Source organism: Pseudoalteromonas sp. SG41-1, assembly GCF_014164575.1.
GTDB classification, from domain to species: Bacteria; Pseudomonadota; Gammaproteobacteria; order Enterobacterales; family Alteromonadaceae; genus Pseudoalteromonas; species Pseudoalteromonas rhizosphaerae.
In genome coordinates, this window is the sequence record NZ_JACJFL010000047.1 from 26,745 (window position 1) to 36,337 (window position 9,593).

Sequence of the window (9,593 nt, forward strand, 5' to 3'; positions counted from 1 at the left end):
AAACATTGATTAAAATAAAACTGATGATACAACTATTGTATGAATAGGGAGAATTTATATAATGAGTATCGCAACAAAAATAACAACAGCATTAAGTATTTTATTTAGCAATATAAAAAGAGAGTTAAACTACGATTTAGAAGATTACTGTTTTTTAGAGACAGCAAGCGACAAATATACATTTGTAGCAAGGGATGGATCTTTTGTTTCAGTCTATGAAGTTAAGGGTATAAAAGAGTTAGCACAAAGTAACGACAAACAATATCAATTAGCAGAAGATTTATACAAGAAGTTAAAGTCATCGTTTAAAGAAAAAGGACATAGCATACAGTTCTTTTTTAGTCGTGATCCTGAAAGAACACAACAAAAGCTTGAAGATTTAATTAAGCCTTTTAAATATGAAGCTAAAAACCTTCAAATGGACGCTGACTTTCTATTTGAAAATAAGATTAATAACTTACTTAGTCATACGGTATATGAAGAAAGTTATTTAGTAGTATGGAGTAGACCAACACTAATACAGGAAAGTATTAAAGAAGAAAAAGAAAAGATAAATGAAGATCTTAAAACTGAAAGTCCACGCAGTAAATCACAAGCAGTAGATTTTCACTATGAAACACTGGAAAACAAGCATAATTCATTCTGTAGTGTTTTAGAGAATGCTTTTAAAGCAACTAAAATAGCGATTGAGAAGTTAGATATAGATATTGCTGGAAACCGTATCAAAAGCTCTGTAAATAGTGATTTGGTTGATTACACTTGGAAACCTAAACTTCCTAACAAAAAGATAGTACAGCGTGATAATGAAACTGATTTAACTATTCCAGAAAATGATATTTCATATCTACTTCACTCACCCTTAGCCAAAGAGTTAATACCTTGCGATATAGAGAAGGTAAACAGTGATACAGTAAAACTTGAAGATAAGTATATTGCGTCTATGTTTGTGGAAACACCACAGGACGATAAAACAGGCTTTCAAGAATTATTATCAACCATTGATAAAGAAACGCCTTTTCAAATTTCATTCAAGATAGACGGTGGTGGACTTAACAACATAGGACTTAAAAAATTCTTGTCGGCAATCTTCGCATGGGTTCCGATGAGCAACAATCGCCTTATCAAAGAAAGTATTGAAAGCTATGAGAGTTTGGCTAATGAAGGTAGTCATTCAGTTGTTAAAACTGGCATATCATTAAACACATGGGCATATGACTTAAAGACACTAAACAAGAACAAACAGAAACTTTCTAAATTAATACAGTCATGGGGTTCTCAAACCGTTAGGTTTACCAATGACGATCCGTATGAAGGTTTATTCAATAGCATACCAGCATTCACACCTAGCATATCAGGTAATAATTTCTTAGATACATTAGATAATGTTCTATTCAACCTACCTTTAACCCGACAAGCAAATATTTGGGATCAAGGTTGTATTATCAACAGGTCGCTTGACGGAAAGATAATGCCTTATGAGGTAGCAAGTAGTAAGCAATCGTCATGGGGTGAAGTTATCTTCGCAAAGCCTGGTTCTGGTAAATCTGTTTGGTCTAATTACAGTAATTTTTCTTTTTGCCTACAACCAAAAACAAGTAAGTTAGCAAGGGGGAAATTACCGCTTATCGGTATCATTGATATAGGAAAATCTTCATCTGGACTGATTAGATTACTACATAGCTTGTTGCCGAAAGAGCGTCATGGTGAAGCGGTTTACCATATGCTCTCTAACAGTGTAGAAGATGCAATAAATGTCTTTGATACACAGTTAGGGTGTAGGAAGCCAAACAACCTTGAAAAGCAATTCATAGTCGCTTTTATCAGTCATTTGGTTGTGCCATTTGGTACAGATCAAGAAAAAAGCACAATATCTAAAATGGTTGCCAATGTTGTTGACGATGCTTACAAAAAATTTAAAGACCAAAACCAACCAAAAGTCTATGAAGAATATAAAGACGAATTAATTGATAGGGAGATTGCGAAGCTACAAGAAACGAAGAATGCGTTTAAACCAAAAGACCGCTCTTGGTGGTGGATCGTTGACAAGTTTTTTGCCATAGGAAATTACAAAATGGCAAAACGAGCACAGCGTTATGCCGTTCCAAAGTTAGATGACTTAGTAAAAATTGTTTATAGCAACAGTAGCCTTAATTCCACCTATTCAAAACCGAAGTTTGATAGTGGTGAAAATTACATTGAATACTTCATTCGAAATATTAACGAGAATATAAAACGCTACCCTATGATAAACGAGCCTACATTGCTCGATTTTGAAGAAGCAAGGGTTATATCACTCGATCTAAATGACGTTGCGCCAGAAGGTGATGCACAAGCAAAAGAGCAATCAGGTATGTTCTATATGCTTGCTCGATATATCACTACCAAGAAATTTACACTACGTGAAGATACATTGAAATGTGGTGCGCCTTCTCAATATAAAAACTACTTAATAAGACTTGTTAAAGAATGTCAGGCAACACCAAAACGTTTTGTTGTTGACGAATTACACAGAACGTCAGGCTTAGACAACTTTAAACGCTCAGTAATACAACTTGTGCGTGAAGGTAGGAAATGGAAAACGTCTATATGTCTTATCTCTCAGCTTGTAGAAGACTTTGATGACAAGCTTTTAGATATGTGTAATAGCAAATTTATCATGTCAGGCGGTGATAACTACGAAAAAATATGTAGTAAGTTTGACCTACCTAAAACCGTTGAAGACATAGTAAGAACTGATCTAAATGGTGCGACAAGTGAAGGTGTACCTTTCATAGCCAAGTTCACAACCAAGAAAGGCGATTTTATACAGCACTTGTTTAATACACTTTCACCTATGGAACGATGGGCATTCTCTTCAACTGCAGAGGACGAAACAATCAGGACTTTGTGTGAAGAAGCCTTTGGAGGTGAGAAAGCATTAAAGATACTTGCTGAAAGTATTCCAAGTGGCTCAGTTGTAGACAAGATAGAGCAATTACAAAACAGTAAACACGGTAAAGATATCATAGAGCCAATTGAATATTTATTTGAGAAGCTTAAAAAGAAATATAATAAAGATTTGATAATTGCTTAAGAATAAAGATTATTACACAAAATAAAGAGGAAACGTGAAATGAAAGAAAGACAAGAGCTTTTCAATTATCTAGAAAGGAAGGGTGTTAAACTGACAGGTAGTGAGAATAATTATAAACTTCTATATAAGTTATCAAAGATAAATGGTATAGATATGAATGGAAATAAAAGTATAGTAATGAAAGAGTTTGGAATAAGTAAAAATAAAATTATGGCTATGGCAAGAGATACATTAGAATTTTTTTTAAATAGTGGTAATTTGATTGTTCCAAAAGAGTTTAAATATCGAAAAAGAAATGTTTATTTACACGATGGTGATGCGAAGGCAAATAGAAATTTGTGGAGGGAGAGCAATAAAGAAATAAGAAATAAAAAAAACTAAAACCGTAATTTTAGTATTTTAATTTTCTATTTCTATCATTTGACTAAAGCGTTGATTTGTTCATGATGTATTGATAGGAGGTATCACTATGAAAACACTAATCGCTTTCGTATTGCTTTCATTAAGCTTCAATACACTTGCCAATGAAGAGGACAAGTTTAAGCAATTCAAGCAATTCCTTGATAACGCCATTGAAGGCTTAGAAGGTATAGACTGGAAGGCTATACAGGAAGAGAACATTGAGAAGCTTTGTAGCAAGCTCTATGACAACGAACAAAAGATACCAAAGGAAATGTATCAGGGTTATCAAAAGGCGTGTGGAGAGGTGATAGAAGCCAACGAAAAAGAGAAGCGTTATATATGAAAAGCCACTTAATGTGGCTTCTCATTCAATACTTCATTAAACGCTGGTTCAAAGATTTTTTTCGATAGCTTTTGATTAAAGAAAGGCATACCCCAAACAATAAAGTGCTTACCTTGCCATACTTGCCTTATTCTATGTCTTACTTTTAACTCAACCAAAAATTGTTCCTTCCACCTATCTTTTTCAATAAGGTGCTCGCCTTTTGGTTCTATAAATATTTGATAGGTGAAATTTACACTTTCACTTTTCTTATTTAAAAATAAAACAAAATCAGGTTCAAATGGTCTACCATCATCAAAAGAATAAATACGCAAATGTCTTTCATTTCTCAATAAATAGACTTCATCGTATTTATTTTTCAAATCACTAATCATTTCGTCAATATACTTAACTAAGTACTTTTCTTCGGAAGTACCATAGTTATCATTAAAAGCAAACCAGTCTTTATTTGAAAGATCTAACACTAATTCACGATTAAATGTAGACGATTGAGCTATACCAAACTCCTGATTAGTATCACCGTCATTAACGATATTAAGTATCTTGTCTTTAAATACCGTCTTAACAAACTCTTGACTAAACTCAGTCGAACCTATGAAGTCCACACGTTCTTTATCAAGTTTATTACTTAGCTCTAAGAGCAACGACTTCACGGCATTAAGTTTTTCAATTTGTGGCAAATTATTAATAATATCTTCTTTCGCACTAATCTTTATACTCATACGTCCTAAATAAGCATCTGAATTGATAAACTCATTTATTGAAGAGAGATTTGGAAAGTAATAGAGAAGGTTATTAAAGCTTAATGACTTAACCATTGATAAGGCTTTTCTTATAACATGAGAGCCAAAATCTTTAATATAATAAGTCTTATTTTTAACTTCCAACTTCTTGCTTTGCGTAGTGTCAAACACATTAAGTTCACTTGAAGTGTTTGTTTTTACTGAATATGAATATGTTGTATTAATTAATGAATTATCAATACCTTCAACATCAGATCTATCATAAGCAAGGCGTTTATTTGTATAAACAAAACCCGATTGATAAAACTCAGTTTCTTTAAAGGTTTCTTTAAGCTTTAATGGTATCTCTATACTTACGTGTGGAGTAATACCTATCTCTCGTAATGTCTTGTTTAGTTCCTGTATGTATTTAGGGTTATGTGCTGAATAGTAATACAACTCTTCACAAACCTTTAACTCATGGGCTTCTTGCGTATTATCAAGAATATCGTACTTTCTTTGGTAAAGAGGTTGTTCGTCATTCACTCTAAAAGGACAGTATCGAGCACCACGACCTATTAACTGTGCTTCCTTAATCGTTTCTTTTGGTGATCTAACATCGTAAAGACGGACAATATCAAACAGGTTTAGAACATCCCAACCTTCATTAAGTTTATCAACCGCAAAAATAGCCCTGATTTCATTGTCTTTATCTTCAAGACTATTTAAAAGTATTTGTTGAAACTCGACACTTTCTTTACTGTTAACTTCTAACGTATTTTCTTCACCAAAATCACCTTGAAGTTCAAGGGCAAGACTTTCAAGGCTGATGTTATGGTTTTCGAAATACTGAAATGCTTTATAAACAATACCGTCTTGATCGACACCACGGCTAAACTCTTCTAAAACGTTAGCCGTTAAATTGTTTATCATTTCTAAAAACGCTTGATGGTGTTCCTTACTACCTTTAATTGTTTTTTCTTTAAAGAGAACAACGGGCTTAATCAGTATCTTATTTTTCTCAAATATCTTTCTTCGATATTGACTTACTATAACCGCCTGTAATGCTCTATTAAGTGGCTCACTATCTACTTGTACGACCTTAACTTCTTTTGAATAGCCATCGATCCTGAATTCTTTAAGAGGGTAATCAAAAATAACAATATCTTTATATTTCTCAGCAATCGCAGGATCAGTTAATTCAGCCGTAGCAGTGAATTCAAGCATTATATTTTCACTACAAGCATTATATATACGTTTAACAGTGCTTTCCCAACTGTTGTAAATCAAAAGTTCTTCGTTAGAAACTTTTTTCTTTGTCTCAACGTTTATATGATGGGCTTCATCTGATATTAAGACCACTTTATTATCTTTAAAATCTTCTATAGTTAATGAGTTTTCTCTTGGCGCACTCATAACCATGTGTAAGTTTTGAATGGTAGTAAAAACAATATTTATATTATCAGGGTTAGCAGTAGCGAAGTTGTCTACCTCTTTTATAAATACCTTCTCGTTATCAATAATGATTTCATCATTGAAAAGATACTTTGAAGAAGACTTGTTGATAAAGTTTTCTTTTGTCTTCCTGATAATGTTTGTACTGTTTACAAAAAATAAAAAGTTTCTATAACCACGCCTGTATAAAGTAAGTATTTCACCAGCCATTATCAGGGTTTTACCTGATCCTGTTGCCATGTGATACAGCACATTTAATTGTTCATCGGGGTTAGATTTAACGTGTTTATTATAATGAAACTCAAAACGACCAAATGCTTCATACTGATAAGGGCGTATTTCAAACTTAGGGTTTAAGTTATCAGTAATATGTTTTCCGACTAATGAAGAAAAAGCGTCTTCACTTGTCATTTCTTTATAAGTGGTTAGTTTTTCATGAAGCATTACCATAATTAAACCCCATAAAACTGATTGTTGAATTTCTTTGTTTTATCGGAAATATCATGAGTTTCGTCTTCTATATCAGTAAGATTTACATACATTTGATTTTTATCGAGAAAATCAATAAGTAATCTCTTTTGTTCTTCCAATGTTAGCGCGTCAAGTTTATCAATAATACTATCAATCAAATCAGGGTTAACCCTGTAATCGAGAAGTTGACTTTCTCTTAAATCAACCAATATAGATTTAATGTCATCTGTATTTTTTGCTCTCTCAATCATATTTGAGTATGAAGCAGCGAGATCAACCAACTCACAGTAAACGAAAGAACCACCACCTTGCCAATTTACTTCTTTTGAAATACCTTCTTTATCACCTTCAATAACATTGATAAGGCGTGGAACAGTTATCGTATTGATGTAGTCCATTTGTTCTACACCAATATATCGTCTGTTTAATTTATGAGCCACGGCAGCAGTTGTGCCGCTACCTAAGTGGTAATCAAGAACTAAACCACCTTCGGGGCAAGAAGCTTTAATTATACGTTCTAACAGTACTTCACGCTTTTGTGATGTAAAATCAACACTTTCTTTGGCTGAATTATTTAATTTATCAAGATGCCATACATCATCAACAACAACACCTTTCTCTAAAACGTCTTCAATAAACATTTTAGCTCTTTTACCACCGCCAGCGTCCGACAACACATATTCTCTACCGTCATCATCAACTAACAATTTCTGTTTTCTTTTCTTCACATACTCTTCTTTGGAAGCCCATTTTTCAAAATAGCTTTCAAAGTATTGTGTTTCGCTTTTTCCATACATGAAAATGGTATCGTGTCTTCTTTCAAAGCCATTTTTTAACTTTTTATTCCAACCGCTATAACGCCATATGATTTCATTTCGGAAATTATGTTTTCCGAATATTTCATCCATCATTACTTTAAGATAATGACCTTCATTGTGGTCTATATGGACGTATATTGTTCCTGTATCACTTAGTAATTCATAAGCGGTTTCAAGCCTATTTTTCATAAATGTTAACCACGTAGAGCGGTTAAACTTGTCGTTATACAGAAAGCTATCGTGTTCGGTATTAAATGGCGGATCAATATAGATTAAGTCAACACTACCACGATAAACAGGTAGTAAGCTTTCAAGAACAAGAAGGTTGTTGCCTTTTATAATAAAGTTATCATTCTTCGATAACTCAAAATCTTCACTTTTTCCCTGACTATCATATTTAACAAAGTTAGATAAAACCTTTGGAGATAAAAGCGTATCAACTTGCTCTGGCGCGAGTATTTCATTCCAAAATATCTCTTGTCTTTTTTGATCTTCTTTCGTTTGACCGCCTTCAAGCACACAATCTTTATAAGGCCAAGAAAGTACAACATCATTGCCTTCCATAAGGTAATGATTGTTTGTCGTTAAACCTATGCTGTTCTTAAACTCTGTATAGCTATCAGGAAGAAATGATTTATTGTTAACAAATCGCTGAAAAGCAACTTTGTCAAAGACAAGTAAGCCTTCTACATCTTCAAAAAAGTGTTCTTTAAGTTCAGGGCTGGAAAGTAATAGTTTAAGAAAGAAAAAATCAAGGTTGAGGGCTAATTCAACTGTCTTATTTTTAGCCAGTTTTCCATCAATAACAAGCCTTTCGTCCTTTTCTAACACACTGGTTAATATGTCAATGATTGTTGATTGCATATACTCTTCTTATGATTATCTACATTAGAGAGAGATAATAGCGTTTTTGGCTTGAAAATGATACGCAAGTTGCCGCAATACATGGGGTTTAAGCGAAAAGAAGCGTTATATCTAAAACGCTTCAATCTTCCCTTTAACTAATTCAGGCTCGAAGAAGTCAAAAATCTGGTCGAATAAAATGGTAACGGTTGTTTCATTCTCGAAAGGGAATAAGAAACAATCAAGCTTGTCGCAACGTTCAACCAAGTCAAATTTATCACTACCGATATACTGAAACTTAGTTTCCAACCCTAACTTGCTAATAACATAACCACTCATATGCTCATTGCCTTTAAGAAAGGTATCATAACGTGTTATTTCTACCTTTTTATTATCAAGGTCTAAATCTATATCGTAAAAATATTTTCCTGATAACTGATCTATATCTTCTTTGTTAATACGTTTGAATAACTTAAAGATAAGCTCAATCTCTTTTCTATTACTCTCTATTTTTTCTACAACTTTATTGTCATTCATACTAAACCCCTTACACTTTTAACTTCTTCAACGAAGGAAAGCCCCGATTTTGATTGATACTCTTCAAGTCGCTCAATGTAGGTTTCTTCACCGTCCGATATACAGTAATAAGCATTTTCACCAATAGAAAAAATGATAGTGGTATCGGAATAGGTTAAATCACCGTCCAAATTGATATTTTGGAAGTCATGAAAACACATATAGATATCAATATCACCCTTACCCTGACGCTTCATTTCATTTTGAATAGCATTTAGAGAGCGTTTAACGTTGTTTCTAATATTGTCGAAGTCAAAGTCTTCAAAGACTTCTTCACCGACTACGGCTGAAAAATCACCAAGTATTTTTTCTTTGGAAGACAACACGCTATCAGCAAGAAGGGTACATATCTCAACGCCTACTTTTCTGTTTTTACTGTTGTTATGAATAGTTATTTTTTGAAGAAGTACATTATTACCTTTTGCTTCTACTTGTTCGCAGCGATATTTCAACGCATTAAACTTATCTAACAGATCGGTAATAGGGGTTTTGTCATTGTCGGTTAACAATGCTATGACATTGTTTGTTTTGTCTTTAATGTAGTCTATTTTTTCTTTGTGTTGAGAAGTAAAACCAGTCTCAATGATTTCGTCTTCAATGTTGTTTAACTTTTCTAACAAACCGTTAATGATAGTTTCATAATCATTAGCCAATTCATTAAGTTTATTGCTTCTTTCTCGCATAATATTATCTCCTATTTATTCATGATATACCTTTGTTGTTTTTAAAAAGCTTGATCATAATAAAAGATAATGTTTTATTTGTCAATATAAATATAACAAATAATATAGCTAAAATAATGATTTATAAAATAAGCTGATGATTTCCATCATGTTTTTATTTAATAATAAAAAATAATATTTTAAATGTTTTAAATGGTATTTAGCCAG

General features: G+C 32.9%; 7 protein-coding genes. 3 read left to right on the plus strand and 4 right to left on the minus strand.

Translation table 11 applies throughout. The features are described 5' to 3' along the window. Positions 1 to 61: 61 nt before the first annotated feature. The 3 genes from H5203_RS18895 (at position 62) to H5203_RS18905 (ending at position 3,818) form a co-directional block, all read left to right on the plus strand. Positions 62 to 3,073, plus strand: coding sequence for an ATP-binding protein (locus tag H5203_RS18895; protein ID WP_182820124.1), 3,012 nt, complete (start codon positions 62 to 64; stop codon positions 3,071 to 3,073). A gap of 39 nt (positions 3,074 to 3,112) precedes the next feature. Next, positions 3,113 to 3,454, plus strand: a complete 342-nt coding sequence (locus H5203_RS18900) for a hypothetical protein (RefSeq protein ID WP_182820125.1) — start codon at positions 3,113 to 3,115, stop codon at positions 3,452 to 3,454. Positions 3,455 to 3,542: 88 nt separating this feature from the next. Next, complete coding sequence (locus H5203_RS18905; protein WP_182820126.1) at positions 3,543 to 3,818, plus strand: hypothetical protein; 276 nt, start codon at positions 3,543 to 3,545, stop codon at positions 3,816 to 3,818. A gap of 8 nt (positions 3,819 to 3,826) precedes the next feature. Here H5203_RS18905 and H5203_RS18910 read toward each other — a convergent pair whose 3' ends face one another. The 4 genes from H5203_RS18910 to H5203_RS18925 form a co-directional block, all read right to left on the minus strand. After that, complete coding sequence (locus H5203_RS18910) at positions 3,827 to 6,445, minus strand: DEAD/DEAH box helicase family protein (RefSeq protein ID WP_182820127.1); 2,619 nt, start codon at positions 6,443 to 6,445, stop codon at positions 3,827 to 3,829. Positions 6,446 to 6,447: 2 nt separating this feature from the next. Then, on the minus strand, positions 6,448 to 8,148 hold the full coding sequence (locus H5203_RS18915) for a site-specific DNA-methyltransferase (RefSeq protein WP_182820128.1): 1,701 nt from the start codon (positions 8,146 to 8,148) through the stop codon (positions 6,448 to 6,450). 111 nt (positions 8,149 to 8,259) lie between these two features. Beyond that, complete coding sequence (locus H5203_RS18920) at positions 8,260 to 8,664, minus strand: hypothetical protein (protein WP_182820129.1); 405 nt, start codon at positions 8,662 to 8,664, stop codon at positions 8,260 to 8,262. Next, entirely contained in the window at positions 8,661 to 9,386 is a 726-nt protein-coding gene (locus H5203_RS18925; protein WP_182820130.1) for a hypothetical protein, read from the minus strand. The genes H5203_RS18920 and H5203_RS18925 overlap by 4 nt, the downstream gene beginning before the upstream one ends. Positions 9,387 to 9,593 lie beyond the last annotated feature (207 nt).

Coding starts and splice junctions, on each gene's coding strand:
- H5203_RS18895 (WP_182820124.1), top strand. CDS start 62: ATGAGTATCGCAACAAAAATAACAACAGCATTAAGTATTTTATTTAGC.
- H5203_RS18900 (WP_182820125.1), top strand. CDS start 3,113: ATGAAAGAAAGACAAGAGCTTTTCAATTATCTAGAAAGGAAGGGTGTT.
- H5203_RS18905 (WP_182820126.1), top strand. CDS start 3,543: ATGAAAACACTAATCGCTTTCGTATTGCTTTCATTAAGCTTCAATACA.
- H5203_RS18910 (WP_182820127.1), bottom strand. CDS start 6,445: ATGGTAATGCTTCATGAAAAACTAACCACTTATAAAGAAATGACAAGT.
- H5203_RS18915 (WP_182820128.1), bottom strand. CDS start 8,148: ATGCAATCAACAATCATTGACATATTAACCAGTGTGTTAGAAAAGGAC.
- H5203_RS18920 (WP_182820129.1), bottom strand. CDS start 8,664: ATGAATGACAATAAAGTTGTAGAAAAAATAGAGAGTAATAGAAAAGAG.
- H5203_RS18925 (WP_182820130.1), bottom strand. CDS start 9,386: ATGCGAGAAAGAAGCAATAAACTTAATGAATTGGCTAATGATTATGAA.